At 34.2% G+C, this 26,614-nt stretch carries 23 protein-coding genes; 19 read left to right on the forward strand and 4 right to left on the reverse strand.

What is annotated here, in order from left to right; all coding sequences use genetic code 11:
• Positions 1–94 precede the first annotated feature (94 nt).
• Entirely contained in the window at positions 95–538 is a 444-nt protein-coding gene (gene mscL, locus FEZ18_RS01765) for a large conductance mechanosensitive channel protein MscL (RefSeq protein ID WP_153266720.1), read from the reverse strand.
• A gap of 232 nt (positions 539–770) precedes the next feature.
• Between mscL and FEZ18_RS01770 the strand changes: the two genes are divergently transcribed.
• Both FEZ18_RS01770 and FEZ18_RS01775 read left to right on the forward strand, forming a co-directional pair.
• Positions 771–1,385: a transcriptional regulator gene (locus tag FEZ18_RS01770; RefSeq protein WP_153266721.1), complete on the forward strand. Its 615-nt coding sequence runs from the start codon at positions 771–773 to the stop codon at positions 1,383–1,385.
• A complete protein-coding gene (locus FEZ18_RS01775; RefSeq protein ID WP_153266722.1) occupies positions 1,367–2,089 on the forward strand; it encodes a DUF3307 domain-containing protein in 723 nt (240 codons plus the stop codon). The genes FEZ18_RS01770 and FEZ18_RS01775 overlap by 19 nt, the downstream gene beginning before the upstream one ends.
• A gap of 85 nt (positions 2,090–2,174) precedes the next feature.
• On the opposite strand, the gene ccsA is transcribed toward FEZ18_RS01775, so the two are convergent.
• Positions 2,175–5,372: a cytochrome c biogenesis protein CcsA gene (ccsA, locus tag FEZ18_RS01780; protein ID WP_153266723.1), complete on the reverse strand. Its 3,198-nt coding sequence runs from the start codon at positions 5,370–5,372 to the stop codon at positions 2,175–2,177.
• A 142-nt stretch (positions 5,373–5,514) separates the two neighbouring features.
• Positions 5,515–5,907, reverse strand: coding sequence for a group III truncated hemoglobin (locus FEZ18_RS01785; RefSeq protein WP_153266724.1), 393 nt, complete (start codon positions 5,905–5,907; stop codon positions 5,515–5,517).
• A 143-nt stretch (positions 5,908–6,050) separates the two neighbouring features.
• Here FEZ18_RS01785 and FEZ18_RS01790 point away from each other — a divergent pair, with 143 nt between their 5' ends.
• The 9 genes from FEZ18_RS01790 (at position 6,051) to FEZ18_RS01830 (ending at position 16,539) form a co-directional block, all read left to right on the forward strand.
• A complete protein-coding gene (locus FEZ18_RS01790; protein ID WP_153266725.1) occupies positions 6,051–6,818 on the forward strand; it encodes a Rossmann-like and DUF2520 domain-containing protein in 768 nt (255 codons plus the stop codon).
• Positions 6,799–7,329, forward strand: a complete 531-nt coding sequence (locus tag FEZ18_RS01795) for a KdsC family phosphatase (RefSeq protein WP_153266726.1) — start codon at positions 6,799–6,801, stop codon at positions 7,327–7,329. Before FEZ18_RS01790 ends, FEZ18_RS01795 begins: the two co-directional genes overlap by 20 nt.
• Positions 7,330–7,622: 293 nt before the next feature.
• A complete protein-coding gene (locus tag FEZ18_RS01800; RefSeq protein WP_153266727.1) occupies positions 7,623–8,213 on the forward strand; it encodes a Maf-like protein in 591 nt (196 codons plus the stop codon).
• Positions 8,214–8,248: 35 nt separating this feature from the next.
• Positions 8,249–9,184 (forward strand): septum formation inhibitor Maf, encoded by a 936-nt coding sequence (locus FEZ18_RS01805; protein ID WP_153266728.1) that lies wholly within the window; start codon positions 8,249–8,251, stop codon positions 9,182–9,184.
• A gap of 117 nt (positions 9,185–9,301) precedes the next feature.
• The gene (locus FEZ18_RS01810) at positions 9,302–9,832 is read left to right on the forward strand and encodes a mechanosensitive ion channel domain-containing protein (protein WP_153266729.1); all 531 of its coding nucleotides are present in this window, start codon (positions 9,302–9,304) and stop codon (positions 9,830–9,832) included.
• Positions 9,833–9,890: 58 nt separating this feature from the next.
• Positions 9,891–10,958, forward strand: a complete 1,068-nt coding sequence (gene corA, locus FEZ18_RS01815; protein WP_153266730.1) for a magnesium/cobalt transporter CorA — start codon at positions 9,891–9,893, stop codon at positions 10,956–10,958.
• A 159-nt stretch (positions 10,959–11,117) separates the two neighbouring features.
• A complete protein-coding gene (locus FEZ18_RS01820; RefSeq protein WP_153269021.1) occupies positions 11,118–13,643 on the forward strand; it encodes a PIG-L family deacetylase in 2,526 nt (841 codons plus the stop codon).
• Positions 13,644–13,757: 114 nt separating this feature from the next.
• Positions 13,758–15,572 carry a sodium:solute symporter gene (locus tag FEZ18_RS01825; protein WP_153266731.1) on the forward strand — a complete coding sequence of 605 codons (1,815 nt, stop codon included), beginning with the start codon at positions 13,758–13,760 and terminating at the stop codon, positions 15,570–15,572.
• Positions 15,550–16,539 (forward strand): Gfo/Idh/MocA family protein, encoded by a 990-nt coding sequence (locus tag FEZ18_RS01830; RefSeq protein ID WP_153266732.1) that lies wholly within the window; start codon positions 15,550–15,552, stop codon positions 16,537–16,539. The genes FEZ18_RS01825 and FEZ18_RS01830 overlap by 23 nt, the downstream gene beginning before the upstream one ends.
• A gap of 299 nt (positions 16,540–16,838) precedes the next feature.
• Here the strand turns inward: FEZ18_RS01830 and FEZ18_RS01835 are convergent, their stop codons facing one another.
• Positions 16,839–17,684 carry a DUF2911 domain-containing protein gene (locus FEZ18_RS01835; RefSeq protein ID WP_153266733.1) on the reverse strand — a complete coding sequence of 282 codons (846 nt, stop codon included), beginning with the start codon at positions 17,682–17,684 and terminating at the stop codon, positions 16,839–16,841.
• Positions 17,685–17,865: 181 nt separating this feature from the next.
• Here FEZ18_RS01835 and FEZ18_RS01840 point away from each other — a divergent pair, with 181 nt between their 5' ends.
• The 8 genes from FEZ18_RS01840 to FEZ18_RS01875 all read left to right on the forward strand — a co-directional run bounded on the left by FEZ18_RS01840 (position 17,866) and on the right by FEZ18_RS01875 (position 26,555).
• Positions 17,866–18,522 (forward strand): TetR family transcriptional regulator C-terminal domain-containing protein, encoded by a 657-nt coding sequence (locus FEZ18_RS01840; protein WP_153266734.1) that lies wholly within the window; start codon positions 17,866–17,868, stop codon positions 18,520–18,522.
• 190 nt (positions 18,523–18,712) lie between these two features.
• The gene (locus FEZ18_RS01845; RefSeq protein WP_153266735.1) at positions 18,713–20,023 is read left to right on the forward strand and encodes an ABC1 kinase family protein; all 1,311 of its coding nucleotides are present in this window, start codon (positions 18,713–18,715) and stop codon (positions 20,021–20,023) included.
• Complete coding sequence (locus tag FEZ18_RS01850) at positions 20,023–20,655, forward strand: flavin reductase family protein (RefSeq protein ID WP_153266736.1); 633 nt, start codon at positions 20,023–20,025, stop codon at positions 20,653–20,655. Before FEZ18_RS01845 ends, FEZ18_RS01850 begins: the two co-directional genes overlap by 1 nt.
• A gap of 49 nt (positions 20,656–20,704) precedes the next feature.
• Complete coding sequence (locus tag FEZ18_RS01855; RefSeq protein ID WP_153266737.1) at positions 20,705–22,129, forward strand: SDR family oxidoreductase; 1,425 nt, start codon at positions 20,705–20,707, stop codon at positions 22,127–22,129.
• The gene (locus FEZ18_RS01860) at positions 22,122–22,271 is read left to right on the forward strand and encodes a DUF2256 domain-containing protein (RefSeq protein WP_153266738.1); all 150 of its coding nucleotides are present in this window, start codon (positions 22,122–22,124) and stop codon (positions 22,269–22,271) included. Before FEZ18_RS01855 ends, FEZ18_RS01860 begins: the two co-directional genes overlap by 8 nt.
• The gene (locus FEZ18_RS01865) at positions 22,241–23,548 is read left to right on the forward strand and encodes a DASH family cryptochrome (RefSeq protein ID WP_153266739.1); all 1,308 of its coding nucleotides are present in this window, start codon (positions 22,241–22,243) and stop codon (positions 23,546–23,548) included. Before FEZ18_RS01860 ends, FEZ18_RS01865 begins: the two co-directional genes overlap by 31 nt.
• Positions 23,549–25,081, forward strand: coding sequence for a cryptochrome/photolyase family protein (locus FEZ18_RS01870; RefSeq protein ID WP_153266740.1), 1,533 nt, complete (start codon positions 23,549–23,551; stop codon positions 25,079–25,081).
• Positions 25,071–26,555: a cryptochrome/deoxyribodipyrimidine photo-lyase family protein gene (locus FEZ18_RS01875; RefSeq protein ID WP_153266741.1), complete on the forward strand. Its 1,485-nt coding sequence runs from the start codon at positions 25,071–25,073 to the stop codon at positions 26,553–26,555. The genes FEZ18_RS01870 and FEZ18_RS01875 overlap by 11 nt, the downstream gene beginning before the upstream one ends.
• The last annotated feature ends 59 nt before the right edge of the window (positions 26,556–26,614 follow it).

The raw sequence follows: 26,614 nt of genomic DNA on the forward strand, positions 1-26,614 counted from the left end.
TGGTAACTATACTAAACGCAAATTGCCTTCAGTGTTTTTATTAAGTCGGAAACTCTTGGTTTCTGTCATTATTTACAACTTGTTTATATTGCTTTTATTTTTTTGACTTCAAGAGCGTATTTTGCTCTTCCATCAAATCTGTAAGTTTAGAGAGCAATTCAATATCTTTTGGTGTAGCAATTGAAGTGTCTTTAGTGTCCTGCGATTTTTTACGCAAGCGATTCATAAATTTAACGGCAATAAAAACGGCAAAACCCACTATTAGAAAATCTAAAAAAGCTTCGGCAAAAGCGCCGTAACCAATAGCCACTTCGTTTTTAAGAATCGTATTATCTGCACTTAGCACAGCATCTCTTAGTATAATACGCTTATCGTTAAAATGTACCCCATCGGTTAATAAGGATAATGGTGGTAATAACACTTTTTTAACCAAAACATCGATTACTTGATTAAATGCAGCGCCAATAATAATACCAATAGCCATGTCCATCATATTGCCCTTTACAGCAAACTCTTTAAATTCTTTAAATAATTTCATAAATACCCTTCTTTTTTAAAAATTGTCTGCAAAGGTATTAGTTTAAAATGGAGTTTAACACCTACTTTTTTATCAAGTTTTGTAGAGCGAACAATTTACATATTAAGTATAATACTAATAAGCACAATTATTAGTTTAATAGCTAATAATATTAATTATTAGTTTTTAAGCTAATAATTTAATTTTCATTAATAAAATTTATATCTTTGATAATGACTATTTTATATGACTTATGACAAGTATAATAACTGGAGATATCATAAACTCTAAAAAAAGCGCTCCAAAACAATGGTTAGAGGGTCTTAAAACGGTTTTGAATTATTTTGGAAGCTCGCCATTAATATGGGAAATATACAGAGGTGATAGTTTTCAGGTAGAAGTTAAGCCAAAAGATGCGTTAAAAGCCAGTATTTTAATTAAGGCCGCAATAAAACAATTTGAAATAATTGATGTCAGACTCGCCATTGGTATAGGAGATAAAACCTATCAATCTGAAAAAATCACAGAATCCAACGGTAGTGCCTTTGTGAATTCTGGCGAATGTTTTGAAGCCTTAAAAAAAACCACGCTTGCCATAAAAACACCTTTTAAAACTTTTGACAAGCCTATAAATATCATGTTGGAATTAGCCTTATTAACTATGAATAATTGGACGCCAACAACTGCAATATTAGTTAAAACAACACTTGAAAACCCAGAATTAAACCAAATGCAACTCGCTAAACATTTTGGTAAAACACAAGGAAATATTAGCCAAGGTCTTAAGCGTGCTGGTTTTGATGAGATTTCAAGCTTGTTAGAGTACTACAACACCGAAATACAAAAGCTATGCTCACATTATTCATAAAATTAATTTTAGCGCACTTTATTGGCGATTTTTTATTGCAACCCGACAAATGGGTTGCTCACAAAGAAACCCACAAGCATAAATCGAAGTTTTTATATGGGCATATTTTAGTTCATACCGGCGCATTAATTCTGGTTTTGCAGGCCGATTTTAACTACTGGTTGGGAATTTTAATCATTATTGCTTCACATTACATTATAGACATCATCAAGTTAAACCTCACGAATGTTATTAATAACAGACTTCTTTTTAGTTTAGATCAATGTGCACATATCATAATAATCGCTGTGGTTGTTAATATCTACGAGCCTTTTAACTTTAGTATAAATTCGCTTTACAACTCCAAATTTATGTTATTAATTACATGCTTGTTGGGGGTTACTGTAGTCTCATCTACAATCATGAAAATTGTTATTTCCAAATGGTATTTAAAGGAAAATAATAGTGACAAATCTCTAGAACACGCTGGCGCCTATATTGGTATTTTAGAACGTTTGTTTGTATTTGGCTTTATAATCATGAATTATTGGGCGGGTATAGGATTCTTAATAACCGCAAAATCGGTATTTCGTTTTAGTGATTTATCGAAAGCTAAAGACCGTAAGTTAACCGAATATATCCTTATCGGAACTTTAATGAGTTTTGGATTAGCTATCGTTTTCGGATTAGGATACAGATACCTTTTAAACCTGCTTGACATTTAATTTCGGGATAAGAATTAAAAAAAATTCAATCCAAAAAAAACGAACCCTCTTGGTTTTAAAATAATATGGTTGCTAGATTATTAATTCATTTTTTGTAATGCCTAGCATATCCGCGGTAAGCGAAAAAACCTAAAATGGCAATAATAACACAAGCCACGGCAATAAACTTAACACTTACTATTTGATCGCCACTGGCGTAAGAATGCAAACCTGCTAAATAGAAATTTACTCCAAAATAGGTCATTAATATACTAGAAAAGGCCACAATAGACATCAGATTAAACAACCAACGACCACGCAACCCTGGAATTAATCGCATATGCACAACAAAAGCATATACCATTATACTTATTAGTGCCCAAGTTTCTTTGGGATCCCAGCCCCAATAACGACCCCAGCTTTCGTTAGCCCACATACCGCCTAAAAAGTTTCCAATAGTTAACAACACTAAACCTACCACTAAAGCCATCTCATTAATAACGGTAAGTTCTTTAATATTTAAATCCATTTTGGCTTTATTCTTTTTGGTGGTAAAAATCATTAGCAATAAAGCCACCGCTCCTAAAATCATCCCTAATGCAAACGGCCCATAACTTGCCACAATAACTGCAACGTGAATCATAAGCCAATAACTATCTAAAACAGGAGGTAAATTAGCAATTGCAGGATCCATCCAATTCCAATGTGCAATCATCAAGATCATAGCCGTTATAAATGCAGTTGCCGCAATGGTTAAATCACTTTTTCTGCCAAAAACCAAACCAAAAAACATAGTTGCCCAAGCCACATAGATCATGGACTCGTAGGCATCACTCCACGGTGCATGACCAGAGATGTACCAACGCATAATTAGACCAACAGTATGCACTAAAAACAATGCAATTACAACAGCATTTAACACTTTTACAGCGCCTTTTATAGCCTTGCTTTTTTCTTTAAAAATTTGAAATATTAAAACCACAAACAGCAAGAAACCTGCATAGAGGTACCAACTAAACAGTTTTTTAAAAATATCATATTTATTATATAAAACTTCGGTATTAATCTTCTCGTCACTTAACATGACTTCTGCGCCATGTTGATGCTGCGTTTTTTTAAATGCACTTAATAAACTTGAGGCTTCGCTAAAGTCACCCGATTGCTTTGCTCTATTTAAGGTTACTAAATACGCTCTAAAACCATTTTTAATAAAGTTGCCATAGAGGGAGTCTTTAATTTTTTCTCTCAGATCTTTATTCATGCGATAATCGTATGCCGAAATCCATTTATTATTTTCATGGTTTGGAATTGGGAAAATTCTTAGAGACATCCCCTCAACCGCGTTGTACAATAAGCTAACACGCTGGTCGGTTTCTTTAAACTCCTTTTGAAACCCCGAAGGCACCTGTGCTTTATAAGCCTCTTCTAAATACGGTGATAATTTATATTCGCCTCTTACTGTAAAAAAATCGGCTAGAGTGGCATGTTTAGCCTCTTTTGGGATACCTATTAAACTTCTTATAGAATCGCCCTTTTTAGGTTTAATATAGATAATAGGTACGTTATACCATAATAAAGGACTCTCTTGTATGGATAAGAGGACTTGGTTAGCATCAAAATCTTCGTAAGTATCATTTTTACTTAATTTTCTGAGCATTTCAGAGGCATAGGTATTTACTGGCATCATACGGCCACTAATATCCTGAATAACCAGATGTCCAAACTCGTCGGCATGCGCCTTAGGAGTAATATTGGCTTTAAGTATAGAATCTATTTGTGTTTTTGATGGTTTAGAATGGTTATGACCATCATTTTCTGCATGCGATTGCGAAAACACATTCATTCCCAGGCATAAAAACACCAAGGAGAGTAATTTTGCTTTTTTAGTCTTTATTTTATTGAGTTGTTTTTTTAAATCATGAAAACGAGAGCCTTTAACAAATAAAATGGCCATCATACTAAAATACAGTAAAATATAACCAATATAAGTTATTAGGGTACCCCAATAATCATGATTTACAGATAGTATGGTACCTTTTTCGTCGGGATCAAAACTAGCTTGAAAAAATCGATATCCACGATGGTCGAGGATATTATTCATATATATTTTATAATCGAAATCCCCTTTTTCTTCATCTAAAACGGTCACTTGACTTGAGAATGCAGAATAGCTTTTATCGGTACCTGGATAACGTTCGGCCTCAAAATCATTTAATTTAATTTGAAAAGGCAATTCTAAAACTTTAGAGCCGTACCTGAATGCAAAATCTAAACCGCCCACTTTTAACTGTTTAAAAGCATTATTAACCCCTTTACCTCCCAGTAGCCCAATCGTTTTGGTTTCGTTATTAGTAGTTACCTTAAGCACAACACCATCGCTATCATTTTTTTGCACTTCAGACTTTTGCACAACACCAAAAACGCCTTTAACAACAGGATTTGGAAAAACCATTTGCATAGTACCAATTTTATACAACGATCGCAATACCAAAGGTTGTAAGCTATCTTTAACCAGCTGTCCTTCTGCACGCGTGGCCATAGTCATATACTCCCCTTCAAAAGGCGAATTGATGTCTAATGAGCCGTCATCATTATAGCTAATATTTATGGCCCCTTTTGTGGGTTTATTAAGCGCGAAAAGAACATTATGAATATTTTGTACTTCACCAACTTTTAAAAAATGATTATGTCGCCCACTATCGCCACCTTCAACCAATTTCAGGAATAAATCTCCATTGTCATCAGGAATAACATCTTCTTCTGCACCAGCAATAAAATCGACCAACTCGATTGTTACAGGTTGCTTATTATAATCGGTAGAAACTTTAAATTTATTTTGTAAACGTTTAGAAAAATCAACTTCAGATTCTAACACGCGTCTTTGATGTTGTCCATTAACTTCAAAATCTCCATCAATATATGTCGTAATATATGTTTTTTGAGATAAGAACGTGTTTTCTACTTCACCTTCCCGTATAGCCATCATACCTTCAAAACTCACATAGCGTGTTATAAAGGCACCAAAAAGTATAAGAATAAAGGACAAGTGGATTATTAATGTGGCCCATTTTTCTTTTTTATAAAGTCTATAGCGATAAATATTTCCAGCAAAATTAATAACAAAAAACACCATGATGGCTTCAAACCACCATGCATTATAGATTAAATTTCGCGTGTAAGGTGTAGGCGATGTGTCTTGCCCAGCATCCATAAAAGTACCTGCGGCCATAGCGGCAATGTAAATAATAAATAAAATGGCGGTAAATCGTGTAGAGAAAAGAACTTTGGCGAGTTTATTTTGCATAATAACAACCTTGTTTTGGGTTTTGCAAATTTAAGGATTTATGAGTATTTAAAGTGTTAAATTTGGAAGAGTTGACAAGAATTTTCGATGATTCATAAAATACCAGTAAACTTAAAACTATAATACAATGGTGGCTTAAAATTTAAGTTGTTTTGCGACTTTCAAATATTTTTAAATACAAAAAAGTGCTCATTTTTCGAGCCCGATATTTGGCGTTTTCGGCATAATCGCCTTCAAAAAGTGTGTTAACTGTTTCAAACCAAAGATTTAACCAGAGCCCAAAATGGAATTCGGAAATAGAGTGATTATTTTCTTTATCGACTTTTATATGCACCTCTAATGGATTACCATTGTACTTTGTTTTAAGAAATAAACTGGACTCCCAAAAGTTGGTTAAACGCTCTAAATGGGTATCCCAGTCTTTAATGGCATTGTTAAAAATAGGCCCTAAAACAGGATCTTTTCTAACCTTCTCATAGAAGGACGAAACCAATAAAAACACATCGTCTCTAGTTTTAATATCTTTTTTTATCATAGTAAACAAAGTTAGAATATTTATTTTTTAAGATGGATGAAAGTTTTGAAAACTTAAAACAGCTTTGCACCGTGTATTTTTTACTGTTTTAAAAAAACTGTATTTCAGCATTTGTAATTGGTAATTCTTAGTATTTTAGCGGAATGATTTTAGTAACCATTATTGGCGCTGGAAATGTTGCCACACATCTTTTTAAAGCTTTCAATAAAGCTGAAAACATCACTGTAAACCAATGGTTTAGTAGAGACACAAACACCATTAGTGCGCATAAAAACGAGGTTGAAATTATTAACGATTTATCGCAATTAAAACAAGCCGATATTTATATTTTAGCGATAAGCGACGATGCAATCGCGGGCGTATCAGAACAACTGCCGTTTGAAAACAGAATTGTACTCCATACTTCGGGTAGTGTTGGGGTTTACGATATGGATAAAAAACATCGCCGTGGCGTATTTTACCCCTTACAAACATTTAGTAAAACGGCCGATATCGATTTTAAAAATGTACCCATTTGTATTGAGACGATAAATAAAAAAGATTATTCTATAGTTAAAGCCCTTGCTGTTGCCATAGGAAGTCCCACTAAAAAAGTAAATAGTGACCAACGACGTGTACTCCATTTAGCAGCTGTTTTTGTGAATAATTTCACCAATCAATTGTACAGAATTGGACACGAAATAACCGAAAGTGAGGGTGCAGAATTCGATTTATTGAAGCCCTTAATTCTAGAGACTGCAAAAAAAGTTCAAGATTTATCTCCGTATAGGGCTCAAACAGGACCAGCAAAACGACACGATAAAAAGACCATTAGAAAACATTTAAAACAATTAAAAAACAATCATCACAAAGCCATATACGAGCTACTAACCTATTCAATTCAAAAAACCCATGGAAGAAAAAAGTTATAAAGAACACTTAAAACATATTAACACCTTTATATTTGATGTAGATGGTGTTTTAACCGATGGCTCTATTAGCGTTACCACAAATGGCGATATGCTTCGCACCATGAGCATTAAAGATGGTTATGCCCTTAAAACCGCCGCAGATGCAGGATTTAATGTTTGTATAATTTCTGGAGGTACTAACGAAGGCGTTCGTATTCGATTAACCGGTTTGGGCATTACCGATATTTACCTCGGTGCGCATAATAAAATTGAACAGCTTGACGACTACTTAAACAAAAAAGGGATTACACCAGAACACGTGTTATATATGGGTGATGACATTCCAGATTTCCCTGTAATGAAACGCGTGGGCCTACCGTGTTGTCCACAAGATGCTGTACCTGAAATAAAAGGAATTTCGAAATATATTTCTCACAAAAAAGGAGGCCAAGGCGCTGCTCGTGATGTTATAGAACAGGTTTTAAAAGTACAAGACAAATGGAATAGTAATTTTAGCGCAAAATATGATTAATTGGTCATGTATTGCGTATTAGTTTAAAAGTAACCCTCATTAAACTTAAGTTGAATTTAACTCTTAATTGTTCTATTTCGATACTTTAAAACTCAACTACAAAAAACATCAAGGGTTACTTTAACGTCTCCCTGTGTTGTATTTATTCTATTTTAGAGCTTTCGGGATTTAGTTTATATTAGTTTGAAAATTTTGTTTACTACAATCGCATTTAAGTTTTTGAAATATTACCACTAATTAACTTGTAATGTACAAGGTAGTATGGTAAGCAAACAAAGTAACCATTTAAAGTCATGCTAAAAGAAAAGCTTAAAAACCACCACATTATCTTGGCGTCTGGATCACCACGACGCCAAGAACTTTTAAAAAATTTAGGAGTAGAATTTGAAATTAGACTTAAACCCATTACTGAAGAATACCCTTATCGTCTAAGGCATTTTGAAATCAGTAATTATTTAGCTCAATTAAAAGCTCTGCCTTTTAAATCTGAACTAAAACCAAAAGATATTTTAATAACAAGCGATACCATCGTTTGGCACAATAATAAAGCCTTAGGCAAACCAAAAGATGCAGAAGAAGCTTTTACTATATTAAAAACGCTAAGCAACTCCACTCATGAGGTGATTACTTCGGTTTGTTTTACCACAACAACTTCAGAAAAAACAGTACACAGCATCACGAAAGTCACTTTTAAAACCTTAAGTGATTCAGAAATATTACACTACATAAAAAATTACAAACCTTTTGATAAGGCTGGTGCTTATGGTATTCAAGATTGGATTGGCCTCATTGGTGTTACCCAAATAGAAGGCTCTTATTTTAATGTTATGGGATTACCTCTTCATATGGTTTATAAAACGTTAAATGACATGGCTTTAAGCTGATAAATTTGTAGTTTTAACTATAAAATTTATCGCAGATGACACATTTTTTTAATACCAAAACACATTTTTGGTTAATTATTGTGATTTTAGTACTTATCACTTCTTGCGGAAACCAAGATAATAAGGAGGCCTTAAGTGAAAATTTAGAAAATAAAGTTATTCAAAACAACGCTACTTCACATCAAATCCCTTGGCAAAAATTTAAAGAGTACTGGTATTCTGGAAAAGCAGAAATCACATCCTATAAATTAGAGCAAGCGCGTTATGGTGAAATACACCAAGGTCAAGCTGTTTTAATATATGTTACCGAAGATTTCTTACCCCACAAACAAGTAAAAGCAGACCAAAAAAGTAATAACACAGTCTCTGTTTTAAAACTAAACGCGACCAAAAAGTTTAATACAGGTATATACCCTTACTCTGTAATGCAAAGCACTTTTTTTCCCGTTTCCAACAATCAACATGCCATTAAAATAACAAGTTCTATACAAGAGTGGTGTGGCCAAACATTCTCGCAACTAAACAATAAAGACCAGTTTGAAATTAAATCATACTCCTATTTTGAAACCGCCGGCGACACCTTTTTTAAACGTGAAAAAAGTATTTTAGAAAATGAACTCTGGGTAAAATTGCGGATTAACCCAAAATCTTTACCAACGGGTGATGTAAAAATTATTCCAGCTTTAGAATACTTTCAGTTAAATCAAAAAGAACAAAAAGCTTATCAAGCTAAAGCAGATTTAAAAAGCAGTTCGTACACATTGAAGTACCCAGAATTAAACAGAACCTTAACCATAGAGTTTAACCCTGTTTTTCCACACCAAATACTGGGCTGGAAAGAGACTGTTAAACACAAGTCCGATAAAACCACCATTACAAAAGCAGTAAAACTGGCATCTATTAAATCTGCCTACTGGAAAAAAAATACCATTAAAGATACCGTTCTAAGAACTGTACTTAAACTGCACTAGAGTAAAGGGTTTAAATACTAAAAGCACATTTAAAACAGTTGTATTATGTACACTCACAGATCTTGTCATATGAGTTTCTACTGTATATTTGCACTGTAAATAATATAATAAAACATTATGCTCTCAGAGACACTGCAACACCAACTAGTAATAACAGCCATTGTACTTATTTCCTTATTAATTATTAGGGCCATTACTAATTTCACTATTGCTAAGGTTGCCAGAAAGAACGGCATAAACGAAGCGCGAATACGTCTCGTATTTAGATATGTTTCAGTAACACTTGTTTTAATAGCTATAGTAATTGTAACCTATATTTTTGGAGCTAAATTTAAAGATTTAGCACTTATATTCTCATCGGTATTTGCAGTTATCGGTATCGGATTATTTGCAGTTTGGTCTATTTTAAGCAACGTTACCTCGGGTGTTATTATGTTTTTTAACTTTCCTTACAAAGTTGGTGATAAGATTAAAATTCACGATGTAGATTTTCCAATTACCGCCATTATTGAAGACATTAGAGCTTTTCACTTACATTTACGTCTAGATAATGGAAACCTCGTTACTTACCCTAACAACCTAATGCTACAAAAAGCAGTAACACTTGTAAAAAAAGATGCCATTGGAGATCATGATAGCGGTGTGTAATAATTTAGCTACGCAACTTAATCCATAATTACTTATCTTTAACAAACATATTTTTTTCATGTTAGAAACCAAAGGGAAAATTTTTAATAAAAAACTAGGACAAATTCCAGGTAGCATCATCTACACGGGCAAAAAAAGGTCTCAAAAACTTTTTATTGAAGTTTTCGATTACAATAAAGAAGAATGTATTGAAAAAGAATTGCTAACTGTAGAAGAAAGCTTCGATTTTAAACTTTCGGATTCTGTTACGTGGATTAATTTAAACGGATTAAATCACGTAAAAGACATTGAAAAATTGGGTCAACACTACAACCTGCACCCTTTAGTTTTAGAAGATATCGCAAATATTTCTCAGCGTCCGAAAATTGATGAATACGAAGATTATTTATTTGTCGTCTTAAAGATGCTGTATTATGATGCCAATAACAAGGTAGCCGCAGAGCAAGTTAGTTTTGTTTTAGGAAAAAACTACGTGCTATCTTTTCAAGAATCTGACGGCGATGTTTTCGATGGTGTTAGAGATAGAATACGCCACTCTAAAGGCCGAGTGCGTAGTCTGCATTCAGATTATTTGCTCTATATTTTAATCGATGCCATTGTAGACCATTATTTTAACATTATTGATGTATTGGGAGATAAAATAGAAGATTTTGAAACCTTAATATTTTCAGGAAAAGCCACCGATGAAATTAGCAAAGACATACAAGATTTAAAACGAGAAATACTAAAGGTTAGACGTGCCATTTTTCCGCTTCGCGAAGTGTTAAGTCGTATTGAAAAAAACGAAAGCACACTAATTCATAAAAAAACTAAAACATTTTATCGAGACATTTATGATCATCTCATTCAAGTGTCTGAAAACATCGATATATACCGGGAAATGATATGGAGTTTAATGGATATGTACATGACCACCATTAGCAATAAAATGAATGAGGTCATGAAAGTACTTACCATCATGTCCACCATTTTCATTCCGCTTACCTTTATTGCTGGTATTTACGGCATGAATTTCGAGCACATGCCAGAACTAAGTTATAAATATGCCTATTTTATTTTATGGGGTGTTATGATTTTAATTTTTATAGGTTTATTGTTGTATTTTAAACGCAAAAAATGGCTCTAATTTATGGGTAACTATTTTGAGTAATTTTTGATTAAAATTGGTTAAAACTTAAAATTACCTTAATGACGTTTCGCGTTTAGATTATGTAAAATTTAACAGTACAAGCAACATTTCAGCAAGCTTACTTTATTATATTTGGTGTTAGATAATAAAAAAATGATGCAAAAACACCTAGTCTATTTTTTCATATTACTATTTTTTTCTTCGCTTTTACAAGCACAAAAACCAAAAAACCCTTCTGCATCTTATATTTACGAGTCCATTCAAAAACTTAATTTTTTTGGCTCTGTATTATATGTTGCGGCACATCCAGACGATGAAAACACACGTTTAATTTCCTACATGTCTAACCATATTAAAGCGCGAACAGGCTATTTATCGCTTACCAGAGGCGATGGCGGACAAAACCTTATTGGCCCAGAATTAAGAGAGCTTTTAGGCGTTATACGCACCCAAGAATTATTGGCTGCCAGACAAATTGATGGTGGTGAACAATGGTTTACTAGAGCTAACGATTTTGGCTATTCTAAGCATCCTGACGAAACTCTAGCGATTTGGGATAAAACCGAAGTTTTAAGCGATGTGGTTTTAGCCATTAGGCAGTTTAAACCAGATATTATTATTAATAGATTTGACCACAGAACGGTAGGTAAAACCCATGGGCATCATACCGCTTCTGCTTTGTTAACCTTGGAAGCATTCGATTTGGCACATGATAAAAAGGCATATCCAAATCAATTAAAACAAACGAGTACCTGGCAACCAAAACGCATATTTTTTAATGCCAGTTGGTGGTTTTACGGCAGTCAAGACAAATTTGATAAAGCCGATAAAAGCCATATGATATCTTTTGATGTGGGCAATTATTACCCGCTAAAAGGCTTGTCTAACAACGAAATTGCTGCCCAATCTAGCAGTCAGCATTTAAGTCAGGGCTTTGGTCGTTTATCCCAACGAGGCTCGCAACAAGAATATATTGAATTTTTAAAAGGCGATCCTTTAACCAACAACGACAATATTTTTGACGGCATAGACACCTCATGGAATCGCATTAAAGGCGGAAAAGCCATTGGTGACATTTTAAATGCTGTTGAAAAAAATTTCAATTTTAAAAATCCGTCGCAACATATTCAGCCATTACTAAAAGCTTATAAATTGCTTCAAAACGTTGAAAACAACCATTGGAAAAGCCATAAATTACAAGCCATTCAAACTATAATTGAAATGTGTGCAGGCTTATATTTAGAAGCTTCAGCAAACACCAATTATGCTACGGCCAACGAAAACATCAAAATTAATATAGAAGTTTTAAACCGAAGTAATCTTCCAATAACATTAGTAAATATAAGTGATATACACGATTTTAATCTTACAAAAAAAAGGGTTTTAGTAAACAACGTGAAATACAATTTCAACACGCTTTTAAGCATAAACAAAAACGAAAACCCCACAGCGCCTTATTGGTTAAGTGAAAAAGGGACTTTAGGCATGTACAAAGTTAACGACTCTAAATTAATAGGGTTGCCAGAAACGCCAAGGCCTTATAAGATGGCTTTTAACCTCTTAATAGATAGTGTTGCGTTTACAATTAGCAAACCTATAATTTACAAATATGCAAAACCCGATAAAGGCGAATTATACAAGCCTTTTGAAATTATCCCAGAAGCCTCGGCTAAAATAACTGAAAATGTGGTTATTTTTGAAAATAATAAACCACGCGATGTCACCGTGATTGTAAAAGCTGGCCGAGACAGTCTCGAAGGTTTTGCTAAACTTAATCATCCCAGCGATTGGGAGGTTTTTCCGAAAAATCAAAAAATAAATATTCTTAACAAAGGTGAAGAACAAACGCTGGTTTTTACTGTGATACCGCCAGAGAGTAAAAGTGAAGGATTTATTAGACCTCTAATTAGTATCGGCGATAAAAATTATTCCAAAGAACTTATCGAGATTAACTACGCCCATATTCCTACTCAAACCGTATTATTGCCAAGCGAGAGCAAAGTTGTACGCTTAGACATTAAAAAGAAGGGTGAAAATATTGGCTATATCCAAGGGGCTGGTGATCTTATTCCCGAAAACTTGCAACAACTTGGCTATAACGTATCCATTATTAAACCAGAAGACATTGATACTCTAATGCTTAGTGAATTTGATGCTGTTGTAGTTGGTATTAGAGCTTATAACCTATTGGACAAGTTAGCATTTAAGCAAGAACTATTATTCGATTTTGTAAGAAATGGCGGCAATATGATTGTACAATACAACACCAGTCGTGGTTTAAAGATTGATAATTTAGCACCTTATCCTTTAACATTATCACGAGACCGTGTAACGAACGAAAATGCCGAAGTGCGTTTTTTAAACCCCAAACACCCCCTTCTTAGTTACCCTAATAAAATAACGCCCGAGGATTTTGAAGGTTGGACACAAGAGCGCGGTTTGTATTTTGCCAACGCCTGGTCTGATGAATTCACCCCTATTTTATCTATGAATGATGCTAATGAAAGTGCAAAAAACGGAAGCTTATTAGTCGCTAAACACGGCAAAGGTTATTATATTTACACAGGCCTTAGCTTTTTTAGAATGTTTCCTGCTGGTGTTCCTGGCGCCTATCGCTTATTTGCCAATATGCTTTCTATAGGAAAGGCGCATTTAAAACTAGAAGCCAAACTAAACGATTAAATATGACTAAACTCAAACCACAAAAACAACCTTGGCTTAAACTATATTCTATCGTTTTAATTGCCAATGCCCTTTATATTTTAGCCTTTTATTTAATCATGCAAGCGTTTTAAAATGCAGACATTAAGTTGGATTGATTGGATCGTTTTACTCGCTACACTATTAACTATTGTAGCTTATGGCACTTGGAAAACCAGAGGAAGAAAAACTGCACAAGACTATATAAAAGGTGGTAACACCTCAAAATGGTGGACTATTGGTTTATCGGTAATGGCAACACAGGCAAGTGCCATAACTTTCTTATCGACTACAGGTCAAGCCTATACAGACGGCATGGGCTTTGTGCAATTTTATTTTGGCTTGCCTATTGCCATGATTATTATTTGCTTGGTTTTTATTCCTATCTATCATCGTTTAAAAGTATACACCGCTTACGAATTTTTGGAAAATCGATTCGATTTAAAAACCCGGAGTCTAACAGCTACTTTGTTTTTAATTCAGCGTGGCTTAGCAGCAGGGATAACCATTTTTGCGCCTGCCATAATTCTATCGGTGGTTTTAGGTTGGCCCATTGTTTACCTTAACATCGCCATTGGTATTCTAGTTATAATTTACACGGTTTCAGGTGGTACAAAAGCCGTTATGGTAACGCAAAAACAGCAAATGTTTGTCATTTTTTCCGGCATGCTCGCTGCGTTATTTATTATTTTAGATTTAATTCCAGACGAGGTTTCTTTTACCAATGCGCTCGATCTTGCCGGTGCTAGTGGCCGTATGGAAATTTTGGACTTCTCATTCGATTTAGAAAACAGATACACCGTATGGTCTGGATTAATTGGCGGTACATTTTTAGCTTTGTCTTATTTTGGCACCGACCAAAGCCAAGTGCAGCGCTACCTATCAGGTAAATCGATGAAAGAAATGCAAATGGGATTAATATTTAACGGCCTGTTAAAAGTACCTATGCAGTTCTTTATTTTACTGGTTGGGGTTATGGTTTTTGTTTTTTATCAATTTAATCAGGCTCCTTTAAATTTTATTGATACTTCTATTGAAAGCGTTTTAGCTTCAGAATATTCTGAGGAATATCAAAATCTTCAAAAGCAACATCATACACTTTTCAATGAAAAAAAAGCATTGAGCCTTCAGCTTTCTAAAAATCAAAATAACAAATTAAAACACGATTTATTCATTTTAGATAGCATTGAAAAAACACAACGTTTAGAATCAAAATATTTAATTAAAAGAGCTATCGATACTATTTATGCCCAAAACTTCGATAGATTAAAAAGCGAATTATTAGCGATAACAAATAAAAATTCGAATACTTACAAAGAAAAAGAAGCGGCGCTAAACACCTTGTATAGAGAAGCTGCAAAAGACACCAAGACCAACGATAGGGATTATATGTTTATTACATTTATTCTTAAGTATCTTCCTAAAGGCTTGATTGGTTTATTACTGGCAGTGATACTATCTGCGGCCATGTCTTCAACAGCTTCAGAGATAAATGCTTTGGCGACTATTACGTCCATCGATTTATATGGTAGAAATTTAAAAGAGGAAAAAGATGAAAAACACATGGTTAAAGTCACCAAGTTATTCACGCTACTCTGGGGCATGATTGCGATAACCATTGCTTGTTTTGCCAATCTTGCCGAAAATTTAATTCAATTAGTTAACATTATAGGATCTATTTTTTACGGTAATGTTTTGGGGATTTTTCTATTGGCATTTTTCTTTAAATTTATTAAAGCCAATGCCGTATTTATAGCGGCTTTAATTACTCAAGCTATAGTAATAACAGGGTGGTGGCTAGATTGGATGCCCTACTTGTGGCTTAATTTATTTGGCTGTCTCTTAGTTATTCTAATCGCCTTTATAATTCAAATTGCACAAAAAAACAATGACGAAGTTGGCACAGAATAAAACCATTAATTGGGGTATTATTGGTTTAGGCAATATAGCTAATAAGTTTGCTCAAGACTTACTAACGGTAGAAAACGCAAAACTTTATGCTGTGGCATCGCGCAGTCAAGCCAAAGCAAATGCCTTTGCACGAAAATATAAGGCGACCAAAGCTTACGCTAGTTATGAAGCTTTAGCCAAAGACCCCAATATTGATGCGGTTTATATTGCAACGCCACATGTGTTTCATAAAGAAAACACCTTGTTGTGTTTAGAGCATGATATTGCTGTTTTATGTGAAAAACCTTTTGCCATGAATGCCGAAGAAGTGGAACAGATGATAAGCAAAGCCAAAGAAAAAAATGTACTCTTAATGGAAGCGCTTTGGACTTATTTTTTACCGCATTATCAATTTGTAATTCATGCATTAAACAATAAAACTTATGGTAACCTTTTAAAACTAGAGGCCGATTTTGGTTTTAAATCCAATCACAGTAAAAACTCTCGGGTTTGGGAAAAATCTCTGGGTGGCGGCAGTTTATTGGATATTGGCATCTACCCTATTTTTGCCGCCTTATCAACTTTAGGGATCCCCAATTCTATGCATGCAGAAGCAACGTATACAGAAACAGGGGTGGATTCCTCGTGTTCTATGGTGTTTAACTACAACCAAAATATTACCGCCATTTTAAAAAGCTCTTTTCTTGAAAAAACACCAACCGAAGCTATTTTTTATTGTGAAAACGCAACGATTAAAATTAATACGCGGTTTCATGCCCCAACTACTGTTAGCATTATGCCTTTAGATGGCAAAGAAGAAACCATCGATTTTAATTACAAAACCATTGGTTATAACTTCGAAATTGAACATTTTAACACCCTATTAAGAACACAAAAAACAGAAAGTGATGTGATGTCCTTTGCTTTTAGCAAACAGCTTATTAAAACTTTAGATGCTGTTAGGGAAATAATCAATCTTAAGTATTAACAACTACTTTCTATTTTAAAAACTTTAACCTATATTCTTCACAGAAAATACCGATTAACAAATCATAAAACCGTTTTGGCAAACACCTGTGTTACAGATTTAACGGCCTGTTTGAGCTCCCGACAACGAAGGAGCGCGTAGTGAAATATTTATATTCACGATTTCCAAAATTTTAAATATAACCCCATGAGTAAAGCCTGTTAAACCGCCAAAAAAAATTAAAAAAAGCGCAACCTTAACCGTTGCGCTTATTAATCCTTTAAATCCACCTGAAATTCAAGCCTTTTAAGAGGCTTAACTTAATTTGCTCCCCACTCGGCAAGCGAGTCCTTATTCATTTTTACATAATCGGCGTTTCCGGCTTTCTCGGCGGCCGCTAAAGATTTTTTAGCAGTTTCTACTGCCAATTGCTTATCACCAGCTTTTGCATAGATTAAAGACTGGTTACGCAATTGCCAAAAACGAGGGTTTTCTGTCATTTCCATAGCTTTTTCAATCCATTCTTTAGCCTGATTGATATCTTTGCCGTTTTCAGAATAATACACTGCCGCGGCGTAATAATCGGCAGCACTTGGTCCGTTCATGACTTTCTCAATGGCAGCCGTTACCGTTTTATCGGTCGGAACTTGAAAAGGTACACCAACATAAACGTTTTCCCATTCTATCCCTAACACAGCACCGTTATGGCTTAAATCGTTAAAACCTATGGTAAAAGATTCTGTTTTACTTGGCATTTTTATTACAGGTACAGAAATTTTTGCTGCCACTTTAGCCTCGTCCCATGCTCTAGGTGTACCCCAATTGTTGGTATCGGTATAAAAAACTACCTCCCATGATTCTTTTCCGGGTTTAGTGAAAATAGCGTATTCGCCAGCTTCTAAGGTTTTACCCTCTATAGTCACATCATTAGAAAATGATATTTTGGTATTCGCATCGGCTCCTGTGCGCCACAAGGTATTGTAAGGCACTAAATCGCCAAAAATGGTACGGCCACGCATGGCAGGTCGCGAATACTCTAAAGTTACGTCTGTTAAACCAACTTTTTGCTCGATTTTTGAATACGGGCTGGATCTTGGTACTTCAATTTGTCCATTTACAGTGTAAACCATTGTAAAGATCATAAAGGCAAATAATGATTTTTTCATTTTATCTCTGTTTTTGTTAGTAAAAAAATAATATCCTTTAAAATTACGCAATACGATGGCTAATATTGTTAACAAAACCTTAAAACCAAGTGAAGAAACTTAAAATATAAAATAAACAAACTGTTTAACTAATGTGTTTATTTGTTAAACATTTTGTATCTTTGGGCTAAACAAAATCATTATGGCAAAGAAGAAATCAATTACAAAAGACCACATCATAACCTTTTATATGGATTATGTTTTGGAACATGGTGAAAACCCCAAGTCTGTATATGCTTTTTCGAAATCTAATAATTTTGAAGAGGCCAAATTTTATGAATTCTTCTCAGATTTTCAAGCCATAGAAAAAGGAATTTTTGAAGCTTTTTTTTCCAACTCCATCACCGTGTTAGAAAAAAGTGAAGATTATGAAAATTTTGACCCTAGAAACAAACTCCTAAGTTTTTATTTTACGTTTTTTGAAAATCTAACAGCCAATAGAAGTTATGTGGTACAGGCCTTAGAGAAACATAAAAACGATCTCAAAGGTTTGAAAATGCTAGCTGGATTAAAGCGTCATTTTACAGCATACATCGCGAATCTCGATATAGAAATGTTAGATCTTAAGAATGAAACCATTGAAAAAATTCAAGACAAAACCTTAAAAGAAACCGCCTGGCTGCAATTATTAATCACCATGAAATTTTGGTTGGATGACAGCTCAAGATCCTTTGAAAAAACAGATATATTTATAGAAAAGTCTGTTAATACGACTTTTGATGTGCTTGATATTGCGCCCTTAAAGAGCGTTATAGATTTAGGTAAATTTATTTTTAAAGAAAGATTCCAAATGAAATAAACTGTAGTGAAACCGACAAGCCACGAAATAGGCTAACAAATTTCTCCAGTTTCATTTTGTTTAAAAAAGCTATAAAATTTGTTACACGTGAAATTAGCAAAAAGCAGTTTAGAGCATTCTTAAAAGAAAGGCAATATCGCAAACCCAGAGACAGAGTCCTTGGAGAATTATTCAGATTAAAAACAAATTAATGAAAACCATAGACAAAATACCAACATCGAAAATACAACGCGCCACTAAATTAATGTCTACTGGAGCTAAAGTAGGCGTAAATTATTTAAAGTATTATGGCGATAAAATGGTTAATTCTGAAGCTGATGCCAAAGAGCGTTTAAACCAGAGTAATGCTGAAGATATTTACGATGGCTTAAAACAACTTAAAGGTAGCGCACTTAAAGTAGCCCAGATGCTAAGTATGGAAAAAAGCATATTACCACAGGCCTATGTTGAAAAATTCTCGCTTGCACAATTTTCTGTACCGCCATTATCGCCACCATTAGTGATAAAAACATTTAATAAATATTTTGGTAAAACACCAAATGAAATTTTTGATACTTTTAACGCAACTTCTGTCAATGCTGCCAGTATCGGTCAGGTACACGTAGCAGAGAAAAATGGGAAAAAACTTGCTGTGAAAATCCAATATCCAGGAGTTGCTGAAAGTATCGCTTCCGATTTGGCGATGGTTAAACCTATTGCAATGAGTATGTTTAACATTAAAGGCAAGGAATCCGATAAGTATTTTCAAGAAGTCGAAGATAAATTGGTTGAAGAAACCAATTATACCTTAGAAATGAAACAAAGCAAAGAGATTGCTTCGGCTTGCTCGCATATACCGAATCTTATTTTTCCTAGCTATTATGAAGAATTCTCGTCTGAACGTATTCTCACGATGGATTATATGCAGGGTGAACATTTATCAGAATTTGTTGCACGAAATACCAACCAAGACGCTTCAAATAAATTAGGTCAGGCGCTTTGGGATTTCTATATGTTTCAAATTCATAAGCTTAAAAAGGTGCATGCCGATCCGCATCCTGGTAATTTTTTAATTTCAGAAAAAAACCAATTAATCGCTTTAGATTTTGGATGTATGAAAACCATTCCTATGGCATTTTATACGCCTTATTTTGAATTAGCTAAATCTGAAAACATTAACAATAGAGATTACTTTACAGCTAAATTATACGAGCTTGAAATATTGAGAACAGACGACTCTAAAGCAGAATTAGATTTTTTCACCGAAATGTTCCATGAGATGTTAAGCCTATTTACACAACCATTTAATAGTGAGGTTTTCGATTTCTCGGATGCTCATTTCTTTGGAAAAATATCAGAGCTAGGACAACGTTATTCTAAAAATACCGATCTTAAAAAAATGAATGGTAGTCGTGGTTCTAAGCATTTTATCTATATTAATAGAACTTTTTTTGGTCTATACCATTTAATGTTTGACCTGAAAGCTGAAAATATTAAAATTAACAACTACAAACATCTTTAATGACTTATTTTAGCGAACACGATATTGAAAAATTGCATCATCTCTACCAAATCAACTTAATAAACAGTTGCTCTGGCTATAAATCGGCAAACCTTATAGGAACCAAATCCAAAAAAGGAATAGAGAATGTTGCTGTTTTTAGCTCCATAACACATATAGGGTCCAGCCCGGCAATGCTAGGTTTTTTTTTAAGACCAACAACTGCAATAAGAAACACGTATAACAATATAAAAGAAACAGGTTTTTTTACTATTAATCATATTCACAAAAACATCCTCGAACAAGCCCATCATACCTCGGCAAAATACAGCGCTGAAATTTCTGAGTTCGATATGACATCTTTAAACTCAGAGTATCAAAACGATTTTTTTGCGCCTTTTGTACAAGATGCCCCTATTAAGTTAGCTATGCAATTTGTTGAAGAGTACAACATAAAAGCCAATAACACCATTTTGCTTGTCGGAAAAATAACAGGGCTCTATATTAACGACGGTCTTATTGAAAACGATGGTTTTGTTAACCTCTCTAAGGCACAAATAGCAACGATTAACGGTTTAGATGGTTATGCCGTTCCGCAAGAGAGAATAAGGTTTGGTTACCAAAGACCAAAACAACTTACAGCGGATAACTAACACCAAAAATTTTAAATTTTCGGTACAGTTTTCGAAATTATCAAAACAAATGAAAATACTCGTAACAGGAGCCACAGGCTATATAGGCAAAAGACTCATACCGCTTTTAATAAACCAAGAGCATCAGGTAATTTGCGCTGTTCGAGATAAACTTCGTGCCGACGAGAATTATTTAAAAGAAGACCTCATTGAAATCGTAGAAGTCGATTTTTTAAAGCCAGAAACACTAAATAATATTCCAGAAGATATTGATGTCGCGTATTATTTAATACACTCCATGTCTAATTCTTCTAAAAATTTTGAGTCTCTTGAAGAAACCTGCGCCAAAAATTTTAAAACTTATATTGAAACGACCAATGTTAAACAAGTTATTTATTTAAGCGGGATTACAAACGAAGAAGAGCTCTCAAAACACTTACGCTCAAGGCAAAACGTAGAGCATATTTTAAATTCAGACCATTACGCAACAACCATCTTTAAAGCTGGAATTATTGTGGGTTCTGGAAGCTCTTCTTTTGAAATAATAAGAGATTTAGTTGAAAAATTACCCATTATGATTGCCCCAAAATGGCTAAACACCAAAACACAACCGCTGGCAGTGCGCGATGTTTTAAGCTTTTTATCTGGAGCAGCAGGTAACACTAAATTGTACAATCAATCCTATGATGTTTTTGGCTCTGAAGTATTAACATACAAACAACTCTTATTACAATTTGCAGAAGTAAGAGGCTTAAAACGCTATATTTTTACGGTACCTGTAATGACCCCCAAACTATCTTCCTATTGGTTGTATTTTGTAACCTCTACATCTTATAAATTGGCATCATCGTTAGTTGATAGTATGGGTGTACAAATTATAGGTAAACCAAGTAATATTAATGCGTTGCTCGATGTAAATCCGCTTTCCTACAAACAGGCAGTCGCTTTGGCTTTCGAGAAAATAGAACAAAACAGTATTGTTTCCAGCTGGAAAGATTCTATGGTAAGTAGCGGGAGATTACGAAATAATTTACACAAATATATTAACGTTCCAAAATACGGCTGCTTTAAAGATTACAAAGAGCGTCAAGTACAGGACACCCAAAAAACCATCGAAAAAGTATGGGCTATTGGAGGAAAAACCGGCTGGTATTACGGCACGTTTTTATGGAAAATAAGAGGCTATATCGATAAACTTTTTGGAGGTATTGGCCTTCGAAGAGGTCGCACAAACCCCACCGAATTGCATGCTGGCGATGCCCTAGATTTTTGGCGCGTTATTTTTGCCGATAAAAATCAAAAAAAACTCTTGCTCTATGCAGAAATGCGACTTCCAGGAGAAGCCTGGTTAGAATTTAAGATTGAAGATGGCTTCTTAAAACAAACAGCAACCTTTAGACCTCGCGGGTTATGGGGAAGGTTATACTGGTACAGTGTTTTCCCTTTTCATGGTTTTATTTTTAATGGGATGATAAATAAATTAGTAAATGCGTAAACCCTTAAAAAAAGACTTACCTAAAAAAATTTGCCTTGTTTGTAAATTACCCTTTAGTTGGAGAAAAAAGTGGGAGAAAAATTGGGAAAACATAAAATATTGTAGCGAAAGATGCAGAAGACACAAAAAAACACAGCGTTAGTTTGGTTTAGAAACGATTTAAGGGTTCAAGACAATAGGGTTTTAAACCGAGCCATTATTGAAAACAATAACGTAATAGCCCTGTATTGTTTCGATCCCAGACATTATGAACTTAGTAATTTCGGATTTAAAAAAACCGAAAAATATAGGGCTAAATTTTTAATAGACACTATTAAAGACTTAAAAGCCAACCTCAAAACTCTAAATATAGAGTTATTTGTGTATCATAAAAAACCAGAACATGTAATTAAAACATTAGTTGATGCTTATGCCATAAATTCGATATATCTTCAAAAAGAATGGACTAGCGAAGAAAATTTAGTGCTAAAAAAGGTGAAAAACACAGTAGAAAGCACTCTTGTGTTTAACGAAATTTACGATCAGTTTTTATACCATCCAGAGGCAATCAATATGCAGCCCTCCCAAATACCTCAAGTATTTACTAATTTTAGAAAAAAAGTAGAAAAACACAGTAATGTTTGGCCGGTTACAGTTAATCATGCCCTTGAAAAAACAGTAATTACAAACAACACAATCATCCCATCGCTTGAGGATCTTGGCCTGGAGAGTTTTAAAACACATCGCAACTCTGCGTTTCCATTTTCGGGTGGAGAAACTGCAGGACTTAAACGCTTGGACGATTATTTTTTTAAGACTAAAAAATTAGCTGTCTATAAAAAAACGAGAAATGGATTGCTAGGTTTAGATTACAGCTCAAAATTTTCACCTTGGCTAGCTAATGGCAGTATTTCTGCAAGAACCATATACTGGAAAATTAAAGAATTTGAACAACAATTTTACAAAAACGACTCGACGTATTGGTTAATCTTTGAACTCATTTGGAGAGACTATTTTAAATATATCGCATTAAAGCACCAAAATGATATTTTTAAAATTAATGGAATCCTTAAAAAAGATTACGATTGGACATACGATACAGAACTCGTAAACAAATGGATAAACGGCGAAACCCCATCCCCTTTTGTTAATGCCAACATGATTGAACTTAAAAAAACAGGATGGATGAGTAATAGAGGCCGTCAGAATGTAGCCTCGTATTTCGCAAAAAATTTATTACTCGATTGGCGTATTGGTGCTGCTTATTTTGAATCTGTACTTCTCGATTACGATGTACACAGCAATTATGGCAATTGGATGTATGTTGCTGGAGTTGGAAACGACCCCAGAGACCGTAAATTTAATGTATCGCTGCAAGCTAGTCGTTACGATGCGAATAATAAATTTAGAACGACTTGGCTACAAGAAACCTTATTTTAAATGAAGACATTAAGACTCATATTAGGAGACCAACTCAACATAAAACACTCTTGGTTTAAAAACACCAACAAAGATGTGCTGTATTGCCTATTTGAAATGCGCCAAGAAACCGATTACACTACCCATCATATCCAGAAAATTGTTGGATTCTTTGCTGCCATGCGCAAATTTTCAGAAGATTTACAGGCGCAAGGCCATAACGTCGTATTTTATAAAATAAAAGATGCAGAGAACACGCAAAACCTAACTAAAAATCTATCAAAAATAATTAAAGAACACCAGGTTGAAAGATTTGAATATATTTTACCTGATGAGTATCGTTTAGATAAGCAACTCCAAAACTTTACATCGTCTTTACAAATTGAAACTAATCGTATTTCAGCCGAACATTTTTACACAGAAAGAGACGATTTAGCCACCTTTTTTAAAGGTAAAAAGCAGTATCTCATGGAGAATTTCTACAGAGATATGCGCAAAAAACATGATATTTTAATGGTTTCAAATCAACCCGAGGGCGGCAAATGGAACTACGATAAAAGTAATAGAAACAAATGGAAAGGTGATGTAGAAATTCCGAATCATAAAGTTTTTAAAAACGATATTTCCGAAATTAAAAACGATATTTTATCGACAAACATAAAAACAATTGGTAAATTTGATAACGAAATATTTTTATACCCCATAAATCGAATTCAAGGTTTGGAACAGCTTAAGTATTTTTGCGAAGCCCTACTGCCCCATTTTGGCGACTACCAAGATGCCATGCATACCGATGAAGATTACCTTTTTCATTCCAGACTATCTTTTGCTTTAAATTTAAAACTTATTTCTCCTAAAGATGTCGTGACAACGGTAATGAATTACTACCGAAAAAACGAAGATCGTATCAGTATTTCTCAAGTCGAAGGTTTTATTAGACAAATTATTGGTTGGCGAGAATATATGCGTGGCATGTATTGGGCCTTTATGCCAGAATATAAAACACAAAACGAACTACAGAATAACAATAAATTACCCGATTTTTTCTGGACTGCAGAAACAAAAATGAATTGTTTAAAACACGCCATAAAAAATTCGTTAGACAACAGTTACGCACACCATATTCAACGGCTCATGGTTACAGGAAATTATGCCTTACTCACGCAAACGAATCCTGACGACGTAGACAATTGGTATCTAGGTATTTACATCGACGCTATAGAATGGGTTCAGCTTCCAAACACTAGAGGCATGAGCCAGTTTGCCGATGGTGGCAAAATAGCAACCAAACCTTATGTGTCATCTGGCTCTTACATAAATAAAATGAGTAATTATTGTAAGGATTGCACGTATAATAAAGACAAAAAAACCGAAGACGATGCCTGCCCTTTTAATAGCTTGTATTGGAATTTTTTAGACGACAAAAGGTCTCTTCTGGGAAATAATTTTAGAATGCGCATGATGTATAGCCTCTTAGATAAAATGAGCCCTGAAAGTTTAGAAAAAATAAAACAGAAAGCACAACATATTATTGAACATCAAGATGAATACTAAACCCCAAATACATTTAGTCTGGTTAAAACGCGATTTGCGCTTACACGATAATGAAGCTATTTTTAACGCTTTATCTTCTGGAAAGCGCGTATTACTTTTTTACGCTTTTGAACCTCTTTTACTAAACGACCCCCATTATAGCGAGCGCCACTGGGATTTTGTTAAACAATCGTTAGAAGACTTAAACCAAGCCTTAAAACCTTATAATTCGAAAATACTTGTTGTAAAGTCCGATATAATTGCCGCACTCAATCAACTCTTAACAAAATATAAAATAAACAATATCTACTCACATAAGGAAACGGGTATTTTAGTAACTTTCGATAGAGATAAATCTTTTAAACGGTTTTGTAAAAACAATTTAATAACCTGGACCGAAAGCAAAAATAATGGTGTACATCGCGGTTTAAAAAATCGTGAAAAGTGGACTGAACTTTCTAATCGCTATTACGAAATAGAACCTCTAAAATTTAATCCTCAGGCCAATCAATTATTACCCATTGATGAAATAAACGAATTAGAGAAAAGCTTTAAAACCATATCATTAAAAACGAAAACAAACACACCTTTTCAAAAAGGAGGAAGAACAACGGGATTAAAATATTTAAAATCTTTTTTTGATAGCCGTTACTTAAATTACATGCATCACATTTCAAAACCAGATTTAGCGCGCATAAGTTGCAGTAGGCTTTCGCCCTACATTGCCTGGGGAAACCTTTCAGTTAGAGAAGTATATCATCAAGCTTATCATTTAAAGAAATCTTCAAAAAACAAAAAAGCTTTAGACGCTTTTATGTCACGTTTACGTTGGCATGCACATTTTGTGCAAAAATTTGAAATGGAACATACCATGGAAGAGGTTAGTATAAATAAAGGCTACCATAAGCTTAAAAAAAGTGTGTCTGAAAAATATCAAATCGCTTGGAAAACCGGGCAAACCGGTATTCCTTTAGTAGATGCGTGTATGAGGTGTTTAAAAGAAACTGGCTATCTTAATTTTAGAATGCGTGCATTGGTTGTTTCTTTTTTTACGCATAACTTATGGCAACCGTGGCAAGAAGCTACAACCCATTTATCGCAAATGTTCCTCGATTTTGAACCCGGAATACACTTTCCTCAACTACAAATGCAAGCTGGAGAGACCGGTATAAATATGCTGCGAATTTACAACCCCATAAAAAATAGTTTAGAACACGATCCAAACGCCGTATTTATAAAAAAATGGGTCCCAGAGTTAAAAGATTTAGATACAGCATTTGCGCATCAACCCTATTTAATGACCGAGATGGAACAGCAGTTTTACAACTTTAAACTCGGTGTAAATTACCCACACCCCATTATAGACATTGATACCACACGTAGAAAAGCAAGTGATGCCTTATGGGAAATGCGTAATAACAAACTTGTAAAATCTGAGAGTGCTCGAATTCTAAAAAAACATGCCTTATCCAAAAAACATTTAAATAAAACTTAAGGATTAATTCTAGTCTAAATATTTATTAGTTTATAAATTTTTGTTTAATAATTTTTAGA

Source organism: Oceanihabitans sp. IOP_32 (genome assembly GCF_009498295.1).
GTDB lineage: Bacteria > Bacteroidota > Bacteroidia > Flavobacteriales > Flavobacteriaceae > Wocania > Wocania indica.

What these genes read in the sequence shown, in the direction of transcription:
- mscL (WP_153266720.1), bottom strand. Translation starts at nt 538, where the DNA reads ATGAAATTATTTAAAGAATTTAAAGAGTTTGCTGTAAAGGGCAATATG.
- FEZ18_RS01770 (WP_153266721.1), top strand. Translation starts at nt 771, where the DNA reads ATGACAAGTATAATAACTGGAGATATCATAAACTCTAAAAAAAGCGCT.
- FEZ18_RS01775 (WP_153266722.1), top strand. Translation starts at nt 1,367, where the DNA reads ATGCTCACATTATTCATAAAATTAATTTTAGCGCACTTTATTGGCGAT.
- ccsA (WP_153266723.1), bottom strand. Translation starts at nt 5,372, where the DNA reads ATGCAAAATAAACTCGCCAAAGTTCTTTTCTCTACACGATTTACCGCC.
- FEZ18_RS01785 (WP_153266724.1), bottom strand. Translation starts at nt 5,907, where the DNA reads ATGATAAAAAAAGATATTAAAACTAGAGACGATGTGTTTTTATTGGTT.
- FEZ18_RS01790 (WP_153266725.1), top strand. Translation starts at nt 6,051, where the DNA reads ATGATTTTAGTAACCATTATTGGCGCTGGAAATGTTGCCACACATCTT.
- FEZ18_RS01795 (WP_153266726.1), top strand. Translation starts at nt 6,799, where the DNA reads ATGGAAGAAAAAAGTTATAAAGAACACTTAAAACATATTAACACCTTT.
- FEZ18_RS01800 (WP_153266727.1), top strand. Translation starts at nt 7,623, where the DNA reads ATGCTAAAAGAAAAGCTTAAAAACCACCACATTATCTTGGCGTCTGGA.
- FEZ18_RS01805 (WP_153266728.1), top strand. Translation starts at nt 8,249, where the DNA reads ATGACACATTTTTTTAATACCAAAACACATTTTTGGTTAATTATTGTG.
- FEZ18_RS01810 (WP_153266729.1), top strand. Translation starts at nt 9,302, where the DNA reads ATGCTCTCAGAGACACTGCAACACCAACTAGTAATAACAGCCATTGTA.
- corA (WP_153266730.1), top strand. Translation starts at nt 9,891, where the DNA reads ATGTTAGAAACCAAAGGGAAAATTTTTAATAAAAAACTAGGACAAATT.
- FEZ18_RS01820 (WP_153269021.1), top strand. Translation starts at nt 11,118, where the DNA reads ATGCAAAAACACCTAGTCTATTTTTTCATATTACTATTTTTTTCTTCG.
- FEZ18_RS01825 (WP_153266731.1), top strand. Translation starts at nt 13,758, where the DNA reads ATGCAGACATTAAGTTGGATTGATTGGATCGTTTTACTCGCTACACTA.
- FEZ18_RS01830 (WP_153266732.1), top strand. Translation starts at nt 15,550, where the DNA reads ATGACGAAGTTGGCACAGAATAAAACCATTAATTGGGGTATTATTGGT.
- FEZ18_RS01835 (WP_153266733.1), bottom strand. Translation starts at nt 17,684, where the DNA reads ATGAAAAAATCATTATTTGCCTTTATGATCTTTACAATGGTTTACACT.
- FEZ18_RS01840 (WP_153266734.1), top strand. Translation starts at nt 17,866, where the DNA reads ATGGCAAAGAAGAAATCAATTACAAAAGACCACATCATAACCTTTTAT.
- FEZ18_RS01845 (WP_153266735.1), top strand. Translation starts at nt 18,713, where the DNA reads ATGAAAACCATAGACAAAATACCAACATCGAAAATACAACGCGCCACT.
- FEZ18_RS01850 (WP_153266736.1), top strand. Translation starts at nt 20,023, where the DNA reads ATGACTTATTTTAGCGAACACGATATTGAAAAATTGCATCATCTCTAC.
- FEZ18_RS01855 (WP_153266737.1), top strand. Translation starts at nt 20,705, where the DNA reads ATGAAAATACTCGTAACAGGAGCCACAGGCTATATAGGCAAAAGACTC.
- FEZ18_RS01860 (WP_153266738.1), top strand. Translation starts at nt 22,122, where the DNA reads ATGCGTAAACCCTTAAAAAAAGACTTACCTAAAAAAATTTGCCTTGTT.
- FEZ18_RS01865 (WP_153266739.1), top strand. Translation starts at nt 22,241, where the DNA reads ATGCAGAAGACACAAAAAAACACAGCGTTAGTTTGGTTTAGAAACGAT.
- FEZ18_RS01870 (WP_153266740.1), top strand. Translation starts at nt 23,549, where the DNA reads ATGAAGACATTAAGACTCATATTAGGAGACCAACTCAACATAAAACAC.
- FEZ18_RS01875 (WP_153266741.1), top strand. Translation starts at nt 25,071, where the DNA reads ATGAATACTAAACCCCAAATACATTTAGTCTGGTTAAAACGCGATTTG.